This is a genomic window from Alphaproteobacteria bacterium, assembly GCA_041396705.1.
Classification (GTDB): domain Bacteria; phylum Pseudomonadota; class Alphaproteobacteria; order CALKHQ01; family CALKHQ01; genus CALKHQ01.
On record JAWKYB010000004.1, the window covers coordinates 155,745 to 179,283 of the forward strand.

A 23,539-nucleotide genomic window follows, 5' to 3' on the forward strand; every position below is an offset into this window, starting at 1 on the left:
ACGCCCGAATCATGACCCTGATCACCGCGCATCGCGGCGGTGCTGGCCTGTGGCCCGAGAACAGCCTGACCGCGTTCCGCGGCGCCGTCGGACTGCGCGGCCTGAACGCGGTCGAGCTCGACGTGCAGGCCTGCCGTGACGGCCGCCTGGTGGTGTTCCACGACGACACGCTCGAACGCACCAGCGACGGCAGCGGCCGGCTGGTCGAGCTCGACTTCGAAACGGTTCGCCGCAGCCGTTTGACCGGTACCGGCGGCGAGCCGCCGCCGACGCTGGACGAGGTGCTGGCGCTGCTGGTGCCGACCCGGCTGGAACTGAAGCTCGAGATCAAGGTGGCGGACGGGGCCGACGCCGACGACATGGTGGCCCGCAGCGTTGCGGCGACCGACGCGCACGGCATGACCGGGCGCACCCTGTTCATGAGCTTCGACCGCCCGGCGATCGCGGCGCTGGGCCGCCTCGGCCGTAGGCTCGCCTACAGCGTGCTGACCAGCTGGAAGGCCGACGAGGCCGAAGCGCGGATGGCCGCGCTGGTCGACGAGGCGCTGGCCGCCCATGCGGCGGCGATCGGCGTCGGCAGCAAGCCGCCGGACGATGCCGCCGGCCAGCTGGCCGCGCGTGCCGCGCTGATCGCGCGCGCGCGCGCCGCCGGGCTGCGCGCCGCGGTGTGGACCGTGAACGCTGTCGACGACCTGCGCGCCTGGCTCGGCAACGACGCCGTCGACGACGTCACCACCGACTGGCCCGACCGGGCGCTGGCGATCCGCGACGCAGCCGGGGCTTCGCCGTGGAGGTGATCACCTACAACATCCAGTACTGCCTGGGCCGCGACGGTCGCTTCGACGCCGGTCGTATCGTCGAGACGATCCGCGACGCCGACGTCGTCGCCTTGCAGGAGGTGGAGCGGTTCTGGACGCGGTCCGACGACATGGACCAGTGCCGGGTGATCGCCGATGCCTTGCCCAGCCACTATTGGATGTTCGGCCCGACCATCGACGTGCTGAAGAGCACCGGGCGCGGCGCCGATGCCGCGGTCGACAACCGGCGCCGCCAGTTCGGCAACATGATCCTGTCGCGCTTCCCGATCCTGTCTTCGCGCAACCACCTGCTGCCGAAGTACACCGACCCGGAGAAGTTCACCATCCAGCGCGGCGCGCTGGAGGCGACCATCGACGCGCCGTTCGGTCCGATCCGCGTCTACTCGACCCACCTGTGCCACCTGTCCGCCGCCCAGCGCCTGCGCCAGGTCGAAACCATCCTCGCCATTCACGGGCGCGCCGATGCCGACGGAGCGGTGCACAGCGGCCGCACGCCGGACGCCTGGGCGGACGAGACGGTCAGCCCGCCGCCGCCGCCGGCCGACGCCATGCTGCTGGGCGACTTCAACATGCAGCCGGATTCGCCCGAATACGGCCGGCTGGTCGCCGACGCCTTTGCCGATGCCTGGACCCGTGCGGGTGTCGGCGGCGACGGCGCCACCCTGTACAGCGATGCCGCGACGCGCCGCGGCATTCGCATCGACTATTGCTTCGTCACGGCGGGCCTCGGCGCGCGCCTTCGCCGGGTCGAGGTGCTGGCCGAGGCTGCCGGGTCCGACCACCAGCCGGTGCGCACGACGTTCGATCCGGACTGAGCGGCGCCGCAGGCGAGTGACCGCCGCCACAACGCGGCGGTAAGGTTAAGTTGATCGCGGCGTGATCGTCCCCATCTTCAGCACATGCAAGACGCGCCGCGCCGGTTGCGGCCGGCCGTGTCGTTCAGCCCGGAAGGGTTCGCACCATGCCATTCGACCTGCACTACGACCCCGCGACCTATCGGTCGCGGCGCTGGGAACTTGTCAGCGGCATCCTGATGTACGCTGCGCTGCTGGTCGGCGTCTTCGCCTTCTGACCGGCCGTTGACCCGCGCGTGCGATCCGCCCAGACTCGCCTGCGCTTTGCCAAGCGGAGGCGCCATGCGCAAGATCGCGGATGCCGACGGCGTCCACCCGCCATTCGCCAACTACAGCCATGCCGCCGAGGTCGAAGCCGGCAGCCGGATGGTCTTCGTCTCCGGCCAGCTCGGCATCGACGCCGCGGGCCGTGTGCCGGAGGACACCGCCGAGCAGGCCGAGCTGATCTTCCGGGCGATCGCCCGCATCCTGGCGGAAGCCGGCATGGCGATGGCGGACGTCGTCCGGCTGAATGCCTATGTGGTCGACCGCGCCGACCTGGCCGCCTACATGGCCGTGCGCGACCGCCACGTCGCCAGCCCGCCGCCGGCCAGCACGCTGCTGCTGGTCCCCGGCTTCGCCGGCCCGCAGTTCAAGCTGGAAGTGGAGGCGGTGGCGGCACGGCCGGCCTGACGCGCGCGCTTTCCGCGCCACCGCGCATTGGTGCCCCCGACCAAGTCCTTCGTCGGGAACCGGACGAGGCGCTGCAGTGTCTGCCACCGGCGCCGTGGCCGGCTGCCGCGACCACGTCCCAAGCCAATCGAAGCGCGCAATCCCCAAGGCGTCATTGCGAGCCGCCGACAGGCGGCGCGGCAATCCGGTTCGACCATTTGGCCGATGGCCCCGGATTGCCGCACCGCGCCGCGCAGTGACGGCGGAAGCGGTCAGGCGCGGGCGTCCTCGCGGATCATCTCGCTCGCCTTCTCGGCGATCATGATCACCGGCGAGTTGGTGTTGCCGGAGGTGATCGTCGGCATTACCGAGGCGTCGACCACGCGCAGGCCTTCGACGCCGTTGACTCGGAGCCGGGGGTCGACCACCGCGTCGGCGTCGATGCCCATGCGCGCGGTGCCGACCGGGTGGAAGATGGTGGTGGCGATGTCGCCGGCGGCACGGGCGAGGTCGTCCTCGCTGTCCAGGTGGGTGCCCGGCTTGAACTCCTGCGGCCGGAAGCGGGCCAGTGCCGGTGCGGCACAGATGCGCCGGGTCAGCAGGATCGACTGGGCCGCGACCCGGCGGTCGGCGGCGGTCGCCAGGTAGTTCGGGCGGATCTCCGGCGGCGTCGACGGATCGGGGCCGGCGATGGCCACCGTGCCGCGGCTCTCCGGCCGCAGGTTGCACACGCTGGCGGTGAAGGCCGAGAACGGGTGCAGCGGCTCGCCGAAGGCGTCCAGCGACAGCGGCTGGACGTGATACTCGATGTTGGGCGTGTCATAGGACGCGTCCGAGCGGGCGAACACGCCAAGCTGGCTCGGCGCCATCGACATCGGGCCGCTGCGCTTCAGCGCGTATTCCAGCGCGATCCCGGCCTTGCCGAACAGTGTGCGGGCGCGATCGTTCAGCGTGCGCGTGCCGGAGACCTTGAACACGGTGCGGATCTGCAAGTGGTCCTGCAGGTTGGCGCCGACGCCGGCACGGTCGCGGACCACGGCGATGCCGTGGCGCTGCAGCAGCGCGCCGGGCCCGATCCCGGAGAGCTGCAGGATCTGCGGCGAGCCGATCGCGCCGGAGGCGGCACCACCTCGCCGCGCGCATCGATCCGCCGGTCGGCGCCGTTGTGCCGCACGACCAGCCCGTTGCAGCGCTGCCCGTCGAAGGTCAGCCGCCGGGCCTGGGCGTCGGTCAGCACGGTCAGGTTCGGACGGTTGCGCACCGGCCTCAGAAACGCCGACACGGTGTTCCAGCGCCAGCCGTTGCGCTGGTTGACGTGAAAATAGCCGGCGCCGTGGTTGTCGCCGGTGTTGAAGTCGTCGGTCTTCGGGATGCCGACCTCGGCGCAGGCCTCGCGGAAGGCGTCGAGGATCTCCCACGACAGCCGCTGGCCTCCACCCGCCATTCGCCGCCGGCGCCGTGGAACGCGCTTTCGCCCCAGGCGAAGTCCTCCGACTTGCGGAAATAGGGCAGCACGTCGTCCCAGCCCCAGCCGGTGTTGCCCATCTGGCGCCAGCCGTCGTAGTCGCGGGCCTGGCCGCGCATGTAGATCATGCCGTTGATCGACGAGCAGCCGCCGAGCACGCGGCCGCGCGGGTAGTTCAGGCTACGCCCGTTCAGGCCCGGCTCCGCCGCGGTCCTGAACCGCCAGTCGGTGCGCGGGTTGCCCATGCAGTAGAGATAGCCGACCGGAATCCGGATCCAGATGTAGTTGTCGCGGCCGCCGGCCTCCAGCAGCAGAACGGAAACGGTCGGATCGGCGCTGAGCCGGTTGGCCAGCACGCAGCCGGCCGAGCCGGCACCGACGATGACGTAGTCGAAAGCGCCGATGCTGTCGGGATGCGGGTCAGCGGTCATGCCGGTCGGCCGTGCGGATCAGGGAAACCGACCCTAGCGGCGGCCTGCGCGCCCGGTCAATCGGTGCCGCCGCCGCGCCGGCGCACGATCTCCACCCCGGCGTGGTCGAGGACGCCGGCCACCGGCGCCGCAGGCTTGCGCACCGCGACGCGGACACCGTCGACCGTGGGGAATCCGTCCAGCACCGCTGCGGCGATCCGCGACGCCAGCGTCTCCAGCAGCCGCACGGCGGGGCCGTCCATGACCGCAGCCACCGCGGCGTGCACGGCGTCGTAGCACACGGCGTCGGCGAGCCGGTCGCTCGCCGCGGCCGGGCGCGTGTCGAGCAGGCAGTCGACGTCGACGAAGAATCGCTGGCCCAGGCTGCGTTCGGCGTCGTGCACGCCGTGCCGGGCGAAGAACGCCATGTTGGACAGGAACACGCGATCCATCGTCGTCCCTCCGACGGTGTCGCCGCCGCGGTTTCGTTGCGACCGTTGGGCGCGCGGGCGCCCGCGGTCTTGACGGCGGCCGCGGGCGCGATACAACTCGGCCGAGGTGCGGCAAATCCGAACGGAGAACCGGAACGATGGTCGATCTGAATCAGCTGGACGAGGGCCACCGCCACACGTGGCATTCGACGGTCAAGGTGGCCCGCAACTCGATCATCGGGATCGCGTTGCTGCTGATCCTGATGGCGATCTTCCTGCTCTGATCCGTCCCTGCCGGCGGTCGGCCGTGCCGGCCGCCCCGACGTCGGCGATCAGCCGACGATCTCCATCCGGCTGAAGAAGAACGCGATTTCCTGCGCCGCCGTCTCCGGCGCGTCCGAGCCGTGCACCGAGTTGGCCTCGATCGACTCGCCGTATTTGGCGCGGATCGTGCCGTCGGCCGCATTGGCCGGGTTGGTCGCGCCCATCACCTCGCGGTTGCGGGCGATGGCGTCCTCGCCCTCCAGCACCTGCACCACGACCGGGCCGGAGCACATGTAGCCGCACAGGTCCTTGAAGAACGACCGCTCGCTGTGCACGGCATAGAACTGCTCCGCCTGCTCGCGGGTCAGCTTCATCCGGCGCTGGGCGACCACGCGAAGCCCTGCCTCTTCCAGCATCGCGACGATGCCGCCGGTCACGTTGCGGCGCGTCGCATCGGGCTTGATGATCGACAGGGTGCGCTCAACCGCCATTGTTCCAATTCTCCGGTTCCTGCGGGGACGCGGCGTTATAGACGCGCCTTTGGGGCGGCGCAAGGGGCCCCGGCCGGGCCTTGCGGTCGGGCGCGTGCCGCCAGTGAGCGCCTTCCGCAACGGCGCGAGATGCTCTATGCGGTGGCGCCATGCTGCAGATCAACGACCTCAGCTATCGAGTGGGCGGCCGGCTGCTCTATGAGCAGGCGACGGCGTCGATCGCGGCCGGCTGGAAAGTCGGCGTGGTCGGCGCCAATGGCAGCGGCAAGTCCACGCTGTTCCGGCTGATTCGGGGCGAGCTGCCGCCGGAGGCCGGTTCCGTCGGGCTCGGGCCGCGCACGCGGGTGGTGGCGATGGCCCAGGACCCGCCCGACGGCGACGACAGTCTGCTCGACTCGGTGCTGGCCGCGGACGGCGAGCGTGCCGCGCTGCTGGCCGAGCTCGACCGCTGCCAGGACGGCCACCGGCTGGCCGAGATCCACACCCGGCTGGAGGACATCGAGGCGTACAGCGCGCCGGCGCGCGCGGCGGCGATCCTGGCCGGCCTCGGCTTCGACGACGCGGCCCAGCAGCGGCCGTGCAGCGCCTATTCGGGCGGCTGGCGCATGCGCGTCGCGCTCGCCGCGGCGCTGTTCGCGCCGTCCGACCTGATGATGCTCGACGAGCCGTCGAACCACCTCGACCTCGAGGCGCGGCTGTGGCTCGAGGGCTTTCTGGCCCGCTATCGCAGCGGGTTCCTGCTGATCAGCCACGATCGCGGCCTGCTCGATGCGGTGTGCACGCACATCCTGCACCTGGACCGGCAGAAGCTGACGCTGTATCGCGGCAACTTCGCCACCTTCGACCGCACCCGCCGCGAGAAGCTGGCGGTGCTGGCGGCCGCCTATGCCAAGCAGCAGCGCGAACGCGCCCACATCCAGAAGTTCATCGACCGGTTCCGCTACAAGGCCAGCAAGGCCCGCCAGGCGCAGAGCCGGATCAAGGCGCTGGAGCGGATGGAGCCGATCGCGCCGGTCAGCGAGGCGGCGGGCGTCGAATTCGCCTTTCCGCAGCCGGAGCCGCTGTCGCCGCCGCTGCTGACGCTCGAGGACGCCAGCGTCGGCTACGGCGACGGGCCGCCGGTGCTCAGCCGGCTCAACCTGCGCGTCGACATGGACGACCGCATCGGGCTGTTGGGGGCGAATGGCAACGGCAAGACCACGCTGGTGCGGTTGCTGTGCGGCGAGCTCGCCGCGCGCGGCGGCCGCGTGGTCAAGTCGTCGAAGCTGGCGGTCGGCGTCTACGCCCAGGCGCAGACCGAGGCGCTGGACGTCGGCCGCACCCCGCTCGACCATGTCGCCGCCCTGATGCCGATGGCGACCGAGACCCGGCGGCGCAGCCACCTCGGCCGCTTCGGCATCGGCGCCAACCTGGCCGATTCGAAAATCGCCGGCCTGTCCGGCGGCGAGCGCGCCCGGCTGCTGTTCGCGCTGATGTGCACGGCCAGCCCGCACATCCTGCTGCTCGACGAGCCGACCAACCACCTCGACATGGATGCGCGCGAGGCGCTGGTCGACGCGGTGACGCAATATGACGGCGCGATCATCCTGGTCAGCCACGACCCGGCGCTGCTCGACCGCTGCGTCGACCGCTTCTGGCTGGTCGAGGGCGGCCGCTGCCTGCCGTTCGACGGCGACCTCGACGACTATCGCCAGCGGGTGATCGCGCAGCGCCGCGGCGGGGCGGACGCCAGGGTCGAGCCTGCGGGCGACGGCGGCGCCGACCGCAAGGCCGCCCGCAAGGCCGCGGCCGACGCCCGCGCCTCGGTGGCGCCGCTGCGGCGGGCGGCCCGCGACGCGGAGAAGGAGGTCGACAAGCTGCACGCGCGCAAGGCGGCGATCGAGCAGGAGCTCGCCGACCCCGCACTGTACCGGGCGGACGCGGAGAAGGTGACCCGGCTGCAGATCACCCTGGCCGAGGTGGCGCGGGCGCTCGCCGCCGCCGAGGAACACTGGCTGCAGATCGCGGCCGAGCTGGAGGCGGCTTCCTGAACGCGGGCCGTTTTCGTTGCGGTCTGTTGGGGGAAGGATTGGAATTGCGAAGAGTTTGATGGGAAGTCGGGACTAAATGTTTGAAGTAATTGGCTCGATTTCGAACAATAACTGAGCGTTGTTTGCGCGGTTTCTCTTGCAAATGTCGGCGGGATTTGCGATGTCTTTGGGGCGGGTTCGAGGTACGGACCCTCACTCACCCGGACCGGCCGCAAAGGCCGGCGCAACACCAGGCAGGAGTTGAAACCATGACCGCCTTCGCCAGCTTCAAGCGTTTCCTTTCCAACGAGGACGGCGCCACCGCCATCGAGTATGGCCTGATCGCCGCCCTGGTCTCGGTCGCCGCCATCACCGCGCTGAGCGCGATGGGCGACAGCCTGGACAGCCTGTTCACCACCGTGTCGGACTCGGTCGACGGCGCCCTGCCTGCCGGCGGCGAGTAGACCCGACCGGATGGCGGGGGCGCCCGGCCAGGCGCCTCCGCCGCCTTCCATCGCGCGCTTCACTGCCCTGGAGGGGGACGCCGATGCCGGCGTCCCCCTTCGCCGTTATGGGGGCAGGCGGGGTGCCGGCAGGCGTCGTAAAGAAACATAGTATTAACCACAAACAAATCTCGATATCGAATAGTATTCACAGCGGGTTCTCCGCTTTTGTCTTGCAAACTCCGCCGCTTTTGCGAAGGTTTTGCCACGGGACAACACAAACCCCCGACGAACCCAAAACCGGGGCCGGACAGGCAGGAACAGGTCCGAAACCCCCTCCAGGCAGGAGATCCACCCCATGACCCGCTTCGCCACCGCCTTCCCCGCCGCTTCATCGCCGACGACTGCGGCGCCACCGCCATCGAATACGGCCTGATCGGCGCCATGGTCTCCGTCGCCGCCATCACCGCACTCGGCGCCATGGGCGACAGCCTCGCCGCCGTCTTCGACACCGCCTCCTCCTCCATCGACGGCGTCCTCCCCGCCGCCGAATAGCGCTGAACCGCAACCCGTCAGACAACGCGGCCTCCGCTCGGCAAAACGGCCCCCGCTCAAAACGGGGGCCGTTGCGATTCCGGCGTGTGCCGCACGGCGCGCCTCAACCCTGCTGGCTCCAGCGGCCGCGGTCGTCCTGGCGCCAATAGGTCAGCGTGTGGCCGGCGCCCTTGTAGGCGCTCCAGCGGCCGCGCGCGGCGGTGACGGCCTCGTCGCTGCGGCCGTCGAACAGCTCGACCACCAGCGCGTAGTCGTCCAGATGCGTCGAGGTGGCGCCGTCGGTCAGGAACAGCACATCGGCGGCGTTCGGCCGCTCGTCGGCCTCGGTCAGCCAAACCGGCTGGTCGGCGGCATGGCCGTCGCGGGCGCTGCCATGCGGCAGGAAACTCCGCTCGTTGTAGGTCCAAAGGTGGACGTTCAGCGCCTCGACCCGGTCGGGCGAGCCCGCCATCACCACCGCGCGCTGGCCGCGGTCGAGCACGCGCTCCAGCAGCAGCGGCAGCGCCTGTTCCAGGCCGGTGCGCTGCAGGTGGTAGAAACGGATCTCCGTCGGCATGGCCGGCCGCGGGCGCCGCGCCGCCTATTCGTAGTTGGCGGCGACGAAGGCGTTCAGCATGCGCACGCCGAAGGCGGTGGCGCCCTTCGGCGCCAGCGGCCGGTCCTTGTCGGTCCAGGCGGTGCCGGCGATGTCGAGATGGGCCCAGGGCAGGCCGTTGGTGAAGCGCTGCAGGAACTGCGCGGCGGTGATCGAGCCGCCCCAGCGCCCGGCGCTGATGTTCTTCACATCGCTGATGTCGCCGTCGATCTGGCGGTCATAGGCCTCGTCCAGCGGCATCCGCCAGCAGCGCTCGCCGGTGGCCTCGCCGGCCTTGAGCAGGGCGTCGGCCAGCTCGTCGCGGTTGCTGTACAGGCCGGCCATCTCCTTGCCCAGCGCCACCATGATCGCGCCGGTCAGGGTGGCGAGGTCGATCATGAACCGCGGCTGGAAGCGGTCCTGGCAGTACCACAGCGCGTCGGCCAGCACGAGCCGGCCCTCGGCATCGGTATTCAGCACCTCGATGGTCTGGCCGGACATCGATTTGACCACGTCGCCCGGGCGCTGGGCGGTGCCGGAGGGCATGTTCTCGACCAGGCCGACGATGCCGACGGCGTTGACCTTGGCCTTGCGGCCGGCAAGCGCGTGCATCAGCCCGACCACGGCGGCCGAGCCGCCCATGTCCCACTTCATGTCCTCCATGCCCGCCGACGGCTTGATCGAGATGCCGCCGGTGTCGAAGGTGACGCCCTTGCCGACGAATGCGAGCGGCTTCTTGCCCCGGGCCTTCGCGCCCTGGCCCTTGACGCCCTGCCACTGCATCACCACCAGCCGCGGCGGCTTGGCGCTGCCCATGCCGACGCCGAGCAGCGAGCCCATGCCGAGCTTTTCCATGTCCTTTTCGTCGAGGATCTCGACCTTCACGCCCAGCGGGGTCAGGGTCTCGTCGATGATGCGGGCATAGCTGTCGGGGTAGAGCACGTTGGCCGGCTCGGTGACGATGTCGCGGGTGAAGGCGACCGCGGCGGCCACCTTGTCCAGGTCGGCGTGCGCCTTGCGCGCGGCCGCGGCGCCGGACAGCTGGATCGTCGCCTTCTTCAGCGCCGGCGCGCCAGTGGTCTTGGTGGTGCGGGATGTGGTGAAACGGTAGGCGCGCAGCTGCATGCCGAGCGCCAGGTTGGCCGCGGCGTCGGCGCCGGCGACCGGCCCGCAGCCGTCGTCGTCCAGCGCCACGGTCAGGTCGGCTGCGTTGACGCCGCTGGCCTGGGCGACCAGCGCGCCGCCGATATGGGCGAAATGCTCCGCGGTCAGCTCGTCGGGATTGCCGAGCCCGACCAGGATGATGCCTTTCAGCTCGCCCGGGCCCGGCGTGACGATCGCCGTCGTCTTGGCCCGCTCCGCCTTGAAGCCGACCGCCTGGATCGTGCGCGCGACGATGTCGCCGTGCCGGCCGTTGAGGTCCGCGGCGTGTCCGCGCAGCACGCGATCGCCGGCCACGGCCACGGCCACCCAATGCTTGCCGACCGCCTTCGGCTCGCTGAACGCAATCTTCATCGCCACACCCTCCGCCTGCACGCACACCGGCCGCCTGGCGCGGCCGCGCACCGTTCCGTCGGCTAGCCGACGGAACCGGGCATGTCAAACACCAACACGGAATCCGGCCGGCTTGCGGGGGCGGCCGCCCCGGTCAGCGCGACGCGGCCTGGGTGATGCCGACGATGCTCGGCGGCGCCTCGATGCCGTTGAACAGGTTGATGTAGTTGGAGATGCGCGAACCATAGGCGTCGCCGCGGTCTTCCATGCCCAGCGAGAGCAGGAACGCCTCCACGCCGCCGACCCCGCCGAGATGGGCGCCGGCCAGCAGCCCGGCCGCGGTGATCTTCACCCCGTTGATGTTCAGGCCGATATACTGGTCGAGGCCGCGCCGGCGGATCTCCGCCCAGTTGGCCAGGGTGAAGCGGTGGAAGGCATAGTCCTGCGCCTCTGCCGTCTGCAGGTAGCTGTCGACGCTGTCCACGCCATAGGCGCCGGTCCACTGCCCGGACCAGTCCTGGCTGCCGCACCCGGTCGAGTCATGGGTGTAGAGGCCGGCATCGATCAGCGCGCACTCGCCCATCTGGTACTTGCCCAGATAGCCATATGGATTCACGATCATGTAGTTGCCGTTCGACTCCAGCAGGCCCATGCGTTCGCCGAACTCACCGAGTTCGACGGGGCCGCGGTCGGCGACGTGTGTCGACGTGGGCGACGGCGACGAAGAGCAGGCGGCGGCCAGGCTGGCCAGCAGAATGACAGCTAGATAGCGCATAGGTCTGCCTCAATCTCTGAACTATCGGCCCTAACCCCTTGTCATCGATGTTTAACTGCAAGGTGACCGAAGTTCAATAGCTATGCGGCGACGAAGGCTAACGATCGGTTAACGCGGCTCCGTCGGGTGGCGGCGATCCGCCGAGATAGACGAACAGGCCGTCCTCGCTGCGCCGATCGGCCGCGCCGCGGGCGATCGCGGCGGCGATTTCGGCCGCCGTCTCGACGTTGTAGTGCAGCGAATCCCAGTAGCGCGCGTCGTCTCGGGTGATGATCGACGGGATCATGAAGTCGAGGACGACGCTGTTCGGCACGTCTTGCGCGATCGCGGTCAGCCGCCGCTTGCATTCGGCCAGGCGCGCCTGCTGCAGTGGGTTCGTCCGCTCGAACTGGCTGGCGTGATAGGGCACGAACACCAGGATTTTCAGGGTCTCCGCCGGTGCGGCGGCCAGCATCGCCCGCATCAGCGCATGGGTCGCATAGGTCCAGCCGGCGATCTCGTCGGCACCGGGCACCGGGCCGGTCGGCAGCGGCGCGTCGGGCGCGGGCGGGCCGGCGGGGCCATAGATGTTCTGCCGGGCGCGGGCCAGGTCGTACTCCGCCTGCGGCGGCAGGAAGTCGGTGTAGCCGTCGGCGCCGTAGCGCCGGTCCTTGATGCCGGTCAGGAAAGCGAACTGCTGGCCCGCCGCCTCGATCGCCTTGAAGTTGAACAGGTAGAGCAGGTCGTTCCAGCGGTCCTCGTCGTACAGCCACGGCGGGAACGGCCGGAAGGTGAACGGCACATAGGCGTCCTCCACCGCGCACCAGATGCTGTCGATGCCGTAGACGACGATGTCGGGCCGCGGGTGATGGCGCAGGAACAGCGCGTGCAGTTCGCTCTGTTCATAGGCGGTGGCGCTGTTCATCGAGAGGTTGGCGAAGCGCGCCCCGAACAGGCCGTCGAGCTGGGCCGGGCGCAGCAGGCGGGTGGTCGAGGTACCGAACACGGCGCTGTCGAAGCGGTCCGACCGGGCCAGTGCCGGGAAGGAATAGCGCTGGTTGGTCGAGATCGGCTCGCGCTCCGCCGCCGGCGAGAACCACAGCGAATCATAGGGATCGACCAGCGCGACGAAGGCGAACACCGCCAGCCCGCCGCCTGCGAGCAGCCCGAGCGCAAGGCGCAGGTATCGCGACCAGCGCCGCGTCACCGCCGTTGCCTAGAACTGGAAATAGATGAACTCCTGGTTGGCGCCGACGCCGACCTGCAGCAGCACGGCGAGCAGGGCGGCGGCGGTCGCCACCGCCGCGAACGGCGACGGCTGCAGTTTTTCCGCCGCGAAGCGCTGGCTGGTCGGGAACAGCAGCACGACGGCGAGCGCGATCGCCACCACCGCCGTGCGGCCGCCATAGGCGTAGTCGAAGCCGAAGCCGTTGCCGCCGACCAGACCGGCGAACACAGCGGCGGCCTCGGCAAAGCTCTGCGCCCGGAACACGACGAAGGCCAGCGTGACGAACAGGAAGGTCAGCGCCCAGGCCGCCACTGCCGGCACCCGGATGCCGGCGCGCTGGCCGACCCGCTCGGCGGCGAGCGCCAGGCCGTGCAGCCCGCCCCATGCGACGAACGTCCAGGCCGCGCCGTGCCACAGGCCGCTCAGCAGCATGGTCGCGACGGTGTTGCGGGTGGCGCGAGCCAGTCCGCCGCGGTTGCCGCCCAGCGGAATGTAGACATAGTCGCGCAGGAAGCGGGACAGGGTGATGTGCCAGCGCCGCCAGAAATCGGCGACGGAGACGGCGCGGTAGGGCGCGTCGAAATTGATCGGCAGCCGGAAGCCGAACAGCAGGGCCAGCCCGATCGCCATGTCGGAATAGCCGGAGAAGTCGAAATAGATCTGCAGCGCGAAGCCCAGCGCAGCGGTCCAGGCCTCGGCGAAGCCGAGCGCGGCGCCGCTGCCGGCCGCCGCGAACAGCGGGTCGACCACCTCGGCCAGCGGATCGGCCAGGAACACCTTCTTGACCAGCCCGATCGCCAGCAGGGTCAGCCCGACCGCGCAGCGCTCCGCCGCGCCCTCGGCGAACGGGCCGCGCGCGAACTGCCCGATGATCTCGTCGTGACGGACGATCGGTCCGGCCACCAGCTGCGGGAAAAAGGTGACAAACAGCGCGTAGTCGGCCAAACCGTAGCGCGGCGCGTCGCCGCGCATGCGGTCGACCAGATAGGAAATCTGCTGGAACGTGAAGAAGCTGATGCCGAGCGGCAACGCGATGTTCCAGCCGGCATGGTCGGCGCCGAACAGGGCCGAGACGTTGGACGCGAAGAAATCGGCGTATTTGAAAAGGGCCAGCAGCCCCAGGTTGACGGCGATGCAGGCCAGCGGCGCGTGGCGGCTGTCCGCCGGCGCGAACCGGGCCACCAGCCAGTTGACCATGACCGAGCCGATCAGCAACGGTGCCAGCCGCGGATCCCAGTAGGCGTAGAAGATGATCGACGCGGCGATCAGGACGCTCTTGCGCGGCAGCGGGCCGAATCGGCGATCGAGCAGCGCCGCGGCCGCATAGGCACCATAGGCGAGCGGCAGGAAGACGAGCAGAAACAGCTGTGTATGGAACAGCATCGACAGCCCTGGACAGCGCGACCGGCCCGGTCGGTGGCGGTGACGTGAAACCGGCGTCAACCGGCGCGTCAAGCCCAATGTGCCCGACGAACCCGCATCGGGCCGGGGGCGACGGCCGATGATCGTCCGCAGCACCACCCTCTACGTCCTGCGCCAGCTCCTGGTCTATGTGGTGCTGATCACGTCGGCGCTGACCTTCGCGGTCTGGCTTACCCAGTCGCTGCGATTCGTCGACCTGATCGTCAACCGCGGGCTGACCATCGGCGCCTTCCTGTACTTCGTGCTGCTGCTGCTGCCGTCGCTGCTGGCGGCGGTGCTGCCGGTCGCGTTGTTCGTGGCGGCGCTGTTCGTCTACAACCGCATGCTCGCCGACAACGAGCTGGTCGTGCTGCGCGCGGTCGGCTTCAGCAACCTGGCGCTGTCGCGGCCGGTGCTGATCTTTGCCGGCGTGCTGGCGGTCGCGCTGCTGCTGATCAACGCCTATCTGGTCTCGGCATCGTACCGGGCCTTCAAGGACATGCAGTACACGCTGCGCAACGAGGTGGCCGCCATCCTGCAGGAGGGCATGTTCAACTCGGTCGACGACGGCATCACCGTCTATGTCCGCGCCCGCGACACCGAAGGCGAGCTCTACGGCATCTTCCTGCACGACGGGCGCGATCCCGCGCGCCGGGTGACCGCGATGGCGGAGCGCGGCGCGCTGGTGATGACCGAGGAGGGCGCGCGGGTGCTGATGGTCAACGGCACGCGGCAGGAGCTCGACCCGCAGACCGGGCAGCTGTCCACCCTGGTGTTCGATCAGTACACCATGGACCTCGGCGTCATCGGCGAGGCGGTGGAGGACCGGTTCCGCGAGCCGACCGAACGCGACCTGCCGGACCTGTTCGCCGACCCGCGCAACGAGTCGGAGGCGTTCTATCTCAACGAGTTCCGGGCCGAGGGCCATGCCCGTATCTCCGCGGCGATCTATGCGCTGACCTTCCCGATGATCGGCCTCGCCTTCCTGTTCGCCGGCGAGTTCAGCCGGCGATCGCGGATGTGGCGGCTGGTGGCAGCCGGCGTAGCGGTGATCGTGATCAAGGCGGGCGAGATCGGCTGGCAGTCGCTGGCGCGTTCCGACCCGATGGCGGTGCCGATGCTCTACGCCAACGCGCTGATTCCGCTGCTGATCGCGCTCTACGTCGTGATGCGCACCCGCACACGCCGCCGCCGCGCCGCGTCGATGGCGGTGGAGACCGCCTAGATGCGGATGTCGCTCACCTTCTCGCTGTACATCGGACGCCAGTTCCTGTTCTGGCTGGCGGTGATCTTCCTGTCGCTGTCGGTCTTCGTGCTGATGATCGACCTGGTCGAACTGCTGCGCCGCGGCGGGTCGCGGCCCGAGTTCAGCTTCCTGCTGGCGGTGGAGATGGCGCTGCTGAAGTGGCCGGGCACGGCGCAGATCGTGCTGCCGTTCAGCGTGCTGTTCGGCTCGCTCGCGGCCTTCGCGCGGCTGAACCGGCACAACGAGCTGGTGGTCGCGCGGGCGGCCGGGGTCTCCGCCTGGCAGTTCCTGGTGCCGGCGCTGATCGCCGTGCTGCTGGTCGGCGGCTTCCGGGTCACGGCGTTCAACCCGTTCGGCGCCACCCTGCTCGGCAAGTTCGAGGAGCTCGACCGCCGCTACCTGCGCAACGACGAATCGGCGCTGTCGCTGGCGCAGGACGGCATCTGGCTGCGCGAGAGCCGGCCTGACGGCCCGGCGATCATCAACGCACGCAACTGGGATGCGGAACGCGCCCAGCTCAGCCAACTGCTGATCGCCGAATTCGACACGTCCGACCAGTTCATCCGCCGGCTCGACGCGGAATCGGCCGACCTGTCGCCGGGGGCCTGGACGCTGCACAACGTCTTCGTCAACACCGTCGGCGGCGCCTCCGGCTTCGAGGCGGAGATCGTCTATCCCACCGGGCTGACCATGGGCGAGCTGGAAGAGAGCCTGGCCCTGCCGGAGACCGTGTCGTTCTGGGATCTGCCGCGCTATGCCGAGCTGTTGGAGCGGGCGGGCTTTCCGAGCCAGTCGATGCGGCTGCAATGGCACGCGCTGATCGCGGAACCGATATTGCTGTGCGGCATGGTGCTGATCGCGGCGGGCTTCGCCATGCGCCAGGTGCGCAAGGGCGGAACGCTGGTCATCGTCGGCGTCGGGGTCGTCGCCAGCTTCGGTCTCTACGTCTTCACGGACATCGTCCACGCGCTCGGGCTGTCGGCCCGGGTGCCGGTCGAACTCGCCGCGTGGGCGCCGGCATCGGTGGTGCTGTTGATCGGCCTGTCTTTGCTGGTGCATCTTGAGGACGGCTGATTCGCAACCGCGGCGGCGGGAGACTCTATGACGCACAGGCGTTTGGCGGCCCTGGCGGCCATCGCGGCGGCAAGCCTGCTCGCGACCGTCGGCGCGCGCGCGCAGAGCCTGCCCGAGGTCGACGCCCAGTCGCCGGTGCTGTTCACCGCCGACGAGCTGCAATACGACGATACCCTCGGCGTCGTCACCGCGCGCGGCAATGTCGAGCTGACCCAGGACAATCGCACGGTCATCGCCGACACGCTGGTCTACGACCAGGTCAACGACCTGATCACCGCCCAGGGCAACGTCGCCCTGCTGGAGCCGACCGGCGAGGTTCTGTTCACGGATTTCGCCGAGCTGACCGGCGACCTGCGCAACGCGGTGATCGCCAACCTGGGCATCCTGTTGTCGGACAATGCCCGGCTCGCCGCGAACATCGCCCGGCGCAGCCGCGACGGCACCCGCACCGAGCTGGCGCAGGCGGTGTATTCGCCCTGCGAGGTCTGCGCCGAGGACCCCACGCCGCTCTGGCAGATCAAGGCCAGCCGCGTCGTCTACGACCAGACCGACGAGACCGTGCGCTATCGCGACGCGACGCTGGAGTTCTTCGGCGTCCCGCTGCTCTATACGCCCTACCTGCAGCACCCCGGCCCGAACGTGAAGCGGCAGACCGGCCTGCTGGCGCCGACCTTCGGCAGCAGCTCCCAGCTCGGCGGCTATGTGCGGGCGCCGTTCTACATCGTGATCGACGATCAGTCCGACGCCACGGTCGAGCCCTTTGTGACCGGCGATCGCGGTGTCGCCTTCGTCGGCGAATACCGCCGGATCTTCGAGTTCGGCGAGCTCGAGGCCAGGGGCAGCGCGACGGTGGCCGACCGCGACGAGGGCAACGGCATCGTGAAGGAGCAAGCCTTCCGCGGCCACCTCGACGCCTTCGGCATCTACTCGATCGACGAGAACTGGCGCGCCGGCCACGATCTGCGCCTCAGCACCGACGACACCTATCGCCGCCTCTACGGCTTCGACAGCCCGACCATCCTGACCTCGAACGTCTATGCCGAGGGGTTCTACGGCCGCAGCTACGGGCGGGCCGATTTCTTCGCGTTCAAGGACCAGCGCCCCGCCGACGACGCCAACGACACCCCGATCATCTTTCCCGAGCTGCTGGCCAGCTATGTCGGCGAACCCAACGACTTCGGCGCCTATTGGACCGTCGAAGCGTCGTCGCGCTCGCTGCACCGCGGCGGCACCGGTTCCGACAGCCATCGCTTCTCGCTCGGCGCCGGCTGGCACGTGCCCTATGTCTCGTCGGTGGGCGAGGTGGTCGACCTCTCGCTGAGCCTGCGCGGCGACGCGTACTACGTGCAGGACTACGTCAACCCGCTGACCGGCGAGGTGATCGACGGCGAGACGGTGGGCCGCCTGTTCCCGCAGGCGGCGATAACCTGGCGCTGGCCGCTGGCCCGCTACGTGCCGCCGTACCAGGTCATGATCGAGCCGATCGCCGGCATCGTGGTCTCGCCCTTCGGCAACAACCCGGAGCAGATTCCGGACGAGGACAGCCGCGGATTCGAGCTGGACACCACCAACCTGTTCGACGGCAACCGTTTCCCCGGCTACGACCGGGTCGAGGGCGGCCAGCGCATCAACTACGGTGTCAACATGGCCGTCTATGGCGACGGCGGCGGCTATTCCAGCCTGTTCCTGGGCCAGAGCCTGCGCTTCGGCAACGACGACGAGGCCTTCGTCAGCGGCACCGGCGTCGAGGACGAGCTGTCGGACCTGGTCGGCCGCGTCGAGATCCAGCCGGACTATAACTTCAGCCTTGTCGACCGCTTCCGCTTCAACCTGGAGGACCAGGAGCTGAAGGCCCACGACGTGTCGCTGTCGGTGGGCCCGCCGGCGCTGCGGCTGAGCGCGCAATACGTCTATGCGCTGAGCGGCGATGCGACCGGCGAGTTCGACGACCGCGAGGAGGTGTCCGCCGTGCTGTCGTCGCAGATCGACGACTGGTGGCGCATTTCGACGCGGGTGCGCTATGATCTCAACGAAGGGGCGACCCGGGTTGCGGGCTTCAACCTGGCCTATGAGGACGAGTGTTTCGTGGTCGCGGGCGACTTCGAGCGCAGTTTCTTCGAAGATCGCGAGATCCAGCAGGACGACCGGTTGACCGTGCGCATCGGGCTGAAGACCCTGGGCGAACTTTCGCTCTGAGCCGATCGGCGCTATGAGGCCGTCACGGGCGATTGCCGCGCGGCGCCGGAAGTGATGGACGGGGGACGATGACGGGATTTGCAGGGATGTGGGGCATGGCCCTGCGGCGCGGCCTGGTCGCCGCCGCGGCGGCGTTCGCCATCGGCACGGTTGCGGTCGCGGTGCAGACCGCGCCCGCCGCCCGCGCCCAGGACGGCGGCGGGCAGACGCTGCGCATTGTTGCCGTGGTCAACGACGACATCGTCACCGAGTTCGACGTCGCCATGCGCATCCAGCTGGTGATCCGCAGTTCCGGCCTGCCGGATTCGCAAGAGGCGCGCGACCGGCTGGCACCGCAGATCCTGCGCCAGCTGATCGACGAGCGCCTGCAGATGCAGGAGGCGGCGCGGCTGGGCGTGGAGATCACCGACGACGAGCTCGGCCGCGCGCTCGGCCAGCTCGAGGAGCAGAACAACATTCCCGCCGGCCAGCTGGAAGCTGCGGCGGGCTCGATCGGCATCCCGTTCCCGGCGCTGATCGAGCGGATCCGCGTCGACCTGACCTGGCAGAAGCTGCAGGCGCAGCGCCTGCGCCCGACGATCGAGATCACCAACGACGAGATCGAGGAGGTGCTGAGCCGGATCGTCGCCAACCAGGGCTCCAACGAATACCACGTCGCCGAGATCTTCTTGGCCGTCGACACGCCCGACCAGGAGGAAGAGGTGCGGCAGACGGCGGAGCGTCTGCTCGACGAGATGCGGCGCGGCGCCTCGTTCTCGGCGCTGGCACGCCAGTTCTCGCAGAGCGCCACCGCGGCGGTGGGCGGCGACGTCGGCTGGGTCTATCCGGGCCTGCTCGACCCGGCGGTCGATGCCGTGCTGCCGCAGCTGGCGGTCGGCGAGCTGTCGACCCCGATCCGCACCGCCGGCGGCTACTACATCGTCGCGGTGGTCGAGCGCCGCTCGGTCTCCGGGCCGTCGCCCGAGGACGTGCAGCTGACCTACCAGGTGATCGCGTTGCCGCTCAGCGAAGCGATGCCTGCGGACGAGCAGGCCGCCCAGCGCGACCTCGCCAAGACGGTGTCGGAGCTGGCCGGCAATTGCGACGACATGGGCCAGATCAGTGCCGAGCTCGGGCTCGGCGCGCTGGCGCCGCCGGTGACCGCCCGGCTGGGCGAGATCGACCTCAACGAACGGCGCATCCTGGAGAACCTGGTGCTGCAGCGGCCGAGCGACCCGATCGAGCAGGGCGGATCGGTCAGCGTCTACATGGTCTGCGAGCGGTCCGCGCCCGAGGGCGCGCTGCCGCCGCGCGAGGACATCGAAGCCAACCTGCTGGCGGAAAAGACCGGCGTGCTGGCCCAGCGGCTGCTGCGCGACCTGCGGCAGGCGGCGTTCATCGACGTCCGGGTCTAGCCCGGTGGCCGAGGCCGACGACGGCCTCCGCCGTCGGATCGCCGCCCTCGGCCCGCTGCGCGAAACCATCGCGGCGCATGGCCTGTCCGCCCGCAAGGGGCTCGGCCAGCATTTCCTGCTCGACGGCAACCTCACCGCGAAGATCGCCGCCGCCGCGGGCGATCTTGCCGGCGGCACCGTGGTCGAGGTCGGCCCCGGCCCCGGCGGCCTGACCCGCGCGCTGCTGCTGCACGGCGCCGACAATCTGGTCGCGATCGAGCGCGATGCGCGCTGCGTCGAGGCGCTGGCCCCGCTGGCGGAGGCGGCCGGCGGCAGGCTGCGCCTGGTTGCCGCCGACGCGCTGACCGTCGAAGTCGCCGGGCTCGGCCCCGCGCCGCGCCGCATCGTCGCCAACCTGCCCTACAACGTCTCGACGCCGCTGGTGCTGCGCTGGCTGGCCCAGCCCGATGCGATCGCAGCGATGGTGCTGATGTTCCAGCGCGAGGTCGCCGACCGCCTCTGCGCCGCGCCGGCCAGCGCGGCCTATGGCCGCCTGGCGGTCGCCGCCCAGTGGCACTGGGCGGTCGAGCGTGCGTTCGACCTGCCGCCGTCGGCGTTCGTGCCGCCGCCGAAGGTCTGGTCGACCGTGCTGCGCTTCGTACCGCGCGCGGCGCCGCTTGCCGCCGCCGACCCGGCGCTGCTGGAGCGGGTGACCGCGGCGGCCTTCGGCCAGCGCCGCAAGATGCTGCGCGGCAGCCTGCGCGGGCTGGCGGCGGACGCCGAGGCCCTGGTGCGCGCGGCCGGCCTCGATCCGACCGCGCGGGCGGAGACGATACCGGTCGAGGGCTTCTGCGCGCTCGCCCGGGCGCTCGCCGCCGGTGCCGGGCGCGCTCAGTAGGTCGCGCGGCCGCCGGACAGATCGAACACCGCGCCGGTGGTGAAGCTGTTCTCCGCCGAGCACATCCAGGCCACCATCGCCGCGACCTCGCGGGTTTCGAGGAACCGGTTGCGCGGAATCTTCGACAGCATGTAGTCGATGTGCTCCTGCGTGATCTGGTCGAAGATCGGCGTGCGCGCGGCGGCCGGGGTGATCGCATTGACCGCGATGTCGTGGTCGGCCAGCTCCTTGCCCAGCGACTTGGTCAGCGCCAGCACGCCCGCCTTCGACACGGAATAGGCCGACGCATTGGGGTTGCCTTCCTTGCCGGCGATCGAGGCGATCAGGACGATGCGGCCGTAGTTCTGCGCGCGCATCATCGGCACGATGGCGCGCGCGCAGTGGAAGGTGCCGTTCACGTTGATCGCCATCACCTGGTTCCAGGCGTCGAAGTCGTATTCCCACGTCTTCTGCACCGGGCCGGCGATGCCGGCGCTGGTCACCAGGATGTCGATGCGGCCGTGCGCCGCCTGCACCGCCTTCGCCGCCGCGTCGACCGCGGCGAAGTCGGTGACGTCGACCGCGTGCGCGCTGGCCGCTGCGCCGACCTCCGCCGCCGCCGCCGCCGCCTTGTCGCCATTGACGTCCCAGATCGCGACCTTGGCGCCGCTGGCGGCGAACCGGTCGACGATGGCTCGGCCGATGCCCTGGGCGCCGCCCGTCACCACCGCAATCCGTCCCGCAAGGTCGATCCGGTTCATCGCATGTCCTCCCCGTTTTCGCTGCACAAGTGCGCCGGCGCCTTGATAGAACGCCGCCGCTGCGGCCGCAACGCGGATGCGGGCAGGCGGCCGGCGGCTTTTGACAGCCGCGCGCCGATCGGCTAGTGCTGTCGGTCAAAGCAGGATCAAAAAGGGAACATGCGATGGCGGCAGACAGAGGCGACGGCCTGCAGGCGGGGGCCGACGGCGTCGTGCGCTGCTGGTGGTGCGGCGACGCCGACGACTATTGCGCCTATCACGACCGGGAGTGGGGCCGGCCGGTCACCGACGACCGCAGGCTGTTCGAGAAGATCTGCCTGGAGGGTTTCCAGTCCGGCCTGAGCTGGCTGACGATCCTGCGCAAGCGCGAGAACTTCCGCCGGGCATTCGACGGTTTCGACTTCCGGCGCGTCGCCGGCTACGGCGACGCCGACGTGGCGCGTCTGCTGGCCGATGCCGGCATCGTGCGCCATCGCGGCAAGATCGAGTCGACCATCAACAACGCGCGCCGGGCCTGCGAACTCAGCGCGGAGTTTGGTTCGCTCGCCGCCTATTTCTGGCGGCACGAGCCGGCGCCGGCCGGGCGGCCGGCACGGCTGACCTGGGACGCGCTGCGCCAGCTCGGCAAGACGCCGGAATCGACCGCGCTCAGCAAGGACCTGAAGCGACGCGGCTGGTCCTTCGTCGGCCCGACCACGGTCTATGCCTTCATGCAGGCGATGGGGCTGGTCAACGACCATGTCGAAGGCTGCACGATCCGCGCGGCGGTCGAAGCCGCGCGCGCCGGGCTGACCGTCCCGGGCGCCGGCTGACGCGCCGCCCGGTCAGTTCGGGGCCGCGGCGCCGAAAGCCTTGGCGGTGTCGTAGAACTCGAAGAAGGCGATCGCCTTGCCGCGGTTGAAGGTCCAGACGTCGGCCTTCGGGGACTGGACGGTGCGGCCGGTCTGCTTGTTCTGCCAGGCGCAGCGGCCCAACGCGACGATGGTGTCGCCGTCGGCGACGAAGCGGTCCATCGTCTGGTGCACCATCGTCCAGTCGCGGGTCAGCCGCTCGAGATAGTCGCGCACCTCCGCCCGGCTGCGGCGCGCGGCGGAGAACTCCATGCCCGGCATGCCGTCGGCGATCGAACGGAAATCCACCTCGTCGGCAACCAGGTTGAGCCAGATGTCGATGCTGCCGGCCTTGCTGTCGTTCCACTCGCGGTAGGCCGATCTTAGTCGTTCCAGGGTATCCTTATCCATCAGGTGCGGGTCCCCGTGTGAGATTTGGAGGCGACACCATATGCCGTCGGCCATCGCGCGATCAAATGCCGGAAGGCGCGCCACGCGCGGCCGCTGGGCCGCGACTGTGGCGCTGGTAGCCGCCTGCCTGGCCCAAGCCCCGGGCGCCGCCGCGGAGCCGGAGGCCGACTGCCGGCAGAACGCCGACCTGTCGGCCAAGCTAGGCGGCTGCACGGCGCTGCTCGGCGTGCTCGACGGAATCGTCCTCGACGGCCAGGCCTGGGCCTATGCCGAACGGGCCAACGCGGCCTGCTGGGCCGGCCAACCGGACCATGCCGTGCGCGACATCTGGGCGTGGTTCGATGCCGATCCCGCGTCGATCAGGCGGATGCAGGCGAAGCTGTCGGCGCTCGGCCTGTTTGCCGGCGAAGCGGACGGCGGCTTCTCGGCCGCGCTCGACGACGCGGTCATCGCCTGGGCCGGGGCCGGCTGTCCGGAAGCGCCATGAGACACCGGCCCGGCCGCGTTGTCGCGGCGCGGGCCGGTGGGGGACTTCAGTTGGCGAAGCCCTGCGACGGCAGCAGCACCGCCGGGATGCGTGTGTCGTCGCCGCGGCTGCCGGGCGCCAGCTGGCCCGGAATCTGATAGCCGTCGAGCACGACGCCGCCGGCCCGGCTGCCGCCGGTGCCCTCGAAGTGGCAGTCGCGCCAGTTCGCGTCGCAGATGATGCAGCCGTCCTCGGCGCAACAGGTCTGGATCGGGCTGCCTGCCGGCTGGTCGTCCGCCTCGCCGCCGGACAGCAGGCACCATTCCAGGAGGTCCTGGCCCGGCCGCGGGCGCTCGGCCTGGCTGGCGGGCGCAAGGATCGACAGTGCCGCGATGCCGGCGGCAAGCGCGATAACACAAGATTTCAGCATGAACATGCTCCTGATGGTCCCCGTCGCGACATC

General features: G+C 70.0%; 24 protein-coding genes and 1 pseudogene. 14 read left to right on the forward strand and 11 right to left on the reverse strand.

Features of this window, described 5'->3' with window-relative positions; translation table 11 throughout:
• The first annotated feature begins 11 nt into the window (after nucleotides 1–11).
• The 3 genes from R3F55_06850 (at nucleotide 12) to R3F55_06860 (ending at nucleotide 2,344) form a co-directional block, all read left to right on the forward strand.
• Nucleotides 12–797: a glycerophosphodiester phosphodiesterase family protein gene (locus tag R3F55_06850; GenBank protein MEZ5667138.1), complete on the forward strand. Its 786-nt coding sequence runs from the start codon at nucleotides 12–14 to the stop codon at nucleotides 795–797.
• Entirely contained in the window at nucleotides 788–1,633 is an 846-nt protein-coding gene (locus tag R3F55_06855; GenBank protein MEZ5667139.1) for an endonuclease/exonuclease/phosphatase family protein, read from the forward strand. Before R3F55_06850 ends, R3F55_06855 begins: the two co-directional genes overlap by 10 nt.
• A gap of 321 nt (nucleotides 1,634–1,954) precedes the next feature.
• Nucleotides 1,955–2,344: a RidA family protein gene (locus R3F55_06860; protein ID MEZ5667140.1), complete on the forward strand. Its 390-nt coding sequence runs from the start codon at nucleotides 1,955–1,957 to the stop codon at nucleotides 2,342–2,344.
• Between the two features lie 251 nt (nucleotides 2,345–2,595).
• On the opposite strand, the pseudogene R3F55_06865 reads toward R3F55_06860, so the two are convergent.
• Nucleotides 2,596–4,219, reverse strand: a pseudogene (locus tag R3F55_06865) (GMC family oxidoreductase N-terminal domain-containing protein).
• Nucleotides 4,220–4,275: 56 nt separating this feature from the next.
• Complete coding sequence (gene folB, locus R3F55_06870; protein ID MEZ5667141.1) at nucleotides 4,276–4,650, reverse strand: dihydroneopterin aldolase; 375 nt, start codon at nucleotides 4,648–4,650, stop codon at nucleotides 4,276–4,278.
• A 137-nt stretch (nucleotides 4,651–4,787) separates the two neighbouring features.
• Between folB and R3F55_06875 the strand changes: the two genes are divergently transcribed.
• Entirely contained in the window at nucleotides 4,788–4,913 is a 126-nt protein-coding gene (locus R3F55_06875; protein MEZ5667142.1) for an aa3-type cytochrome c oxidase subunit IV, read from the forward strand.
• 48 nt (nucleotides 4,914–4,961) lie between these two features.
• On the opposite strand, the gene ndk is transcribed toward R3F55_06875, so the two are convergent.
• Complete coding sequence (gene ndk / locus R3F55_06880; GenBank protein ID MEZ5667143.1) at nucleotides 4,962–5,384, reverse strand: nucleoside-diphosphate kinase; 423 nt, start codon at nucleotides 5,382–5,384, stop codon at nucleotides 4,962–4,964.
• A 149-nt stretch (nucleotides 5,385–5,533) separates the two neighbouring features.
• On the opposite strand from ndk, the gene R3F55_06885 reads away from it, so the two are divergent.
• From R3F55_06885 to R3F55_06895, 3 genes are all read left to right on the forward strand, one after another.
• Nucleotides 5,534–7,414 carry an ABC-F family ATP-binding cassette domain-containing protein gene (locus R3F55_06885; GenBank protein MEZ5667144.1) on the forward strand — a complete coding sequence of 627 codons (1,881 nt, stop codon included), beginning with the start codon at nucleotides 5,534–5,536 and terminating at the stop codon, nucleotides 7,412–7,414.
• A 248-nt stretch (nucleotides 7,415–7,662) separates the two neighbouring features.
• Nucleotides 7,663–7,857, forward strand: a complete 195-nt coding sequence (locus R3F55_06890; protein MEZ5667145.1) for a Flp family type IVb pilin — start codon at nucleotides 7,663–7,665, stop codon at nucleotides 7,855–7,857.
• Nucleotides 7,858–8,064: 207 nt separating this feature from the next.
• A complete protein-coding gene (locus R3F55_06895) occupies nucleotides 8,065–8,391 on the forward strand; it encodes a Flp family type IVb pilin (GenBank protein MEZ5667146.1) in 327 nt (108 codons plus the stop codon).
• Nucleotides 8,392–8,494: 103 nt separating this feature from the next.
• Here R3F55_06895 and R3F55_06900 read toward each other — a convergent pair whose 3' ends face one another.
• The 5 genes from R3F55_06900 to R3F55_06920 form a co-directional block, all read right to left on the reverse strand.
• Entirely contained in the window at nucleotides 8,495–8,947 is a 453-nt protein-coding gene (locus R3F55_06900; GenBank protein MEZ5667147.1) for a DNA polymerase III subunit chi, read from the reverse strand.
• Nucleotides 8,948–8,971: 24 nt separating this feature from the next.
• Nucleotides 8,972–10,480, reverse strand: coding sequence for a leucyl aminopeptidase (locus R3F55_06905; GenBank protein ID MEZ5667148.1), 1,509 nt, complete (start codon nucleotides 10,478–10,480; stop codon nucleotides 8,972–8,974).
• Nucleotides 10,481–10,613: 133 nt separating this feature from the next.
• Nucleotides 10,614–11,234: a hypothetical protein gene (locus R3F55_06910; protein ID MEZ5667149.1), complete on the reverse strand. Its 621-nt coding sequence runs from the start codon at nucleotides 11,232–11,234 to the stop codon at nucleotides 10,614–10,616.
• Between the two features lie 97 nt (nucleotides 11,235–11,331).
• Nucleotides 11,332–12,420, reverse strand: coding sequence for a hypothetical protein (locus tag R3F55_06915; GenBank protein MEZ5667150.1), 1,089 nt, complete (start codon nucleotides 12,418–12,420; stop codon nucleotides 11,332–11,334).
• A 9-nt stretch (nucleotides 12,421–12,429) separates the two neighbouring features.
• On the reverse strand, nucleotides 12,430–13,824 hold the full coding sequence (locus tag R3F55_06920) for an MBOAT family O-acyltransferase (protein ID MEZ5667151.1): 1,395 nt from the start codon (nucleotides 13,822–13,824) through the stop codon (nucleotides 12,430–12,432).
• A gap of 118 nt (nucleotides 13,825–13,942) precedes the next feature.
• On the opposite strand from R3F55_06920, the gene lptF reads away from it, so the two are divergent.
• From lptF to rsmA, 5 genes are all read left to right on the forward strand, one after another.
• The gene (gene lptF / locus R3F55_06925) at nucleotides 13,943–15,067 is read left to right on the forward strand and encodes an LPS export ABC transporter permease LptF (protein MEZ5667152.1); all 1,125 of its coding nucleotides are present in this window, start codon (nucleotides 13,943–13,945) and stop codon (nucleotides 15,065–15,067) included.
• Nucleotides 15,068–16,162, forward strand: coding sequence for an LPS export ABC transporter permease LptG (lptG, locus tag R3F55_06930; GenBank protein MEZ5667153.1), 1,095 nt, complete (start codon nucleotides 15,068–15,070; stop codon nucleotides 16,160–16,162). It begins immediately after the preceding gene.
• A 27-nt stretch (nucleotides 16,163–16,189) separates the two neighbouring features.
• On the forward strand, nucleotides 16,190–18,358 hold the full coding sequence (gene lptD / locus R3F55_06935; GenBank protein ID MEZ5667154.1) for an LPS assembly protein LptD: 2,169 nt from the start codon (nucleotides 16,190–16,192) through the stop codon (nucleotides 18,356–18,358).
• Between the two features lie 95 nt (nucleotides 18,359–18,453).
• Nucleotides 18,454–19,752: a peptidylprolyl isomerase gene (locus R3F55_06940; protein MEZ5667155.1), complete on the forward strand. Its 1,299-nt coding sequence runs from the start codon at nucleotides 18,454–18,456 to the stop codon at nucleotides 19,750–19,752.
• A 4-nt stretch (nucleotides 19,753–19,756) separates the two neighbouring features.
• Nucleotides 19,757–20,629 (forward strand): 16S rRNA (adenine(1518)-N(6)/adenine(1519)-N(6))-dimethyltransferase RsmA, encoded by an 873-nt coding sequence (gene rsmA / locus R3F55_06945; protein ID MEZ5667156.1) that lies wholly within the window; start codon nucleotides 19,757–19,759, stop codon nucleotides 20,627–20,629.
• On the opposite strand, the gene R3F55_06950 is transcribed toward rsmA, so the two are convergent.
• The gene (locus R3F55_06950; protein MEZ5667157.1) at nucleotides 20,623–21,369 is read right to left on the reverse strand and encodes an SDR family NAD(P)-dependent oxidoreductase; all 747 of its coding nucleotides are present in this window, start codon (nucleotides 21,367–21,369) and stop codon (nucleotides 20,623–20,625) included. The two genes, rsmA and R3F55_06950, sit on opposite strands and share 7 nt — an antisense overlap.
• Before the next feature lie 164 nt (nucleotides 21,370–21,533).
• Between R3F55_06950 and R3F55_06955 the strand changes: the two genes are divergently transcribed.
• The gene (locus R3F55_06955) at nucleotides 21,534–22,181 is read left to right on the forward strand and encodes a DNA-3-methyladenine glycosylase I (protein MEZ5667158.1); all 648 of its coding nucleotides are present in this window, start codon (nucleotides 21,534–21,536) and stop codon (nucleotides 22,179–22,181) included.
• A 12-nt stretch (nucleotides 22,182–22,193) separates the two neighbouring features.
• Here the strand turns inward: R3F55_06955 and R3F55_06960 are convergent, their stop codons facing one another.
• The gene (locus tag R3F55_06960) at nucleotides 22,194–22,610 is read right to left on the reverse strand and encodes a nuclear transport factor 2 family protein (GenBank protein ID MEZ5667159.1); all 417 of its coding nucleotides are present in this window, start codon (nucleotides 22,608–22,610) and stop codon (nucleotides 22,194–22,196) included.
• Between the two features lie 106 nt (nucleotides 22,611–22,716).
• Here R3F55_06960 and R3F55_06965 point away from each other — a divergent pair, with 106 nt between their 5' ends.
• Nucleotides 22,717–23,097 carry a hypothetical protein gene (locus R3F55_06965; GenBank protein ID MEZ5667160.1) on the forward strand — a complete coding sequence of 127 codons (381 nt, stop codon included), beginning with the start codon at nucleotides 22,717–22,719 and terminating at the stop codon, nucleotides 23,095–23,097.
• Nucleotides 23,098–23,143: 46 nt separating this feature from the next.
• Here R3F55_06965 and R3F55_06970 read toward each other — a convergent pair whose 3' ends face one another.
• A complete protein-coding gene (locus R3F55_06970) occupies nucleotides 23,144–23,506 on the reverse strand; it encodes a hypothetical protein (protein ID MEZ5667161.1) in 363 nt (120 codons plus the stop codon).
• Nucleotides 23,507–23,539 lie beyond the last annotated feature (33 nt).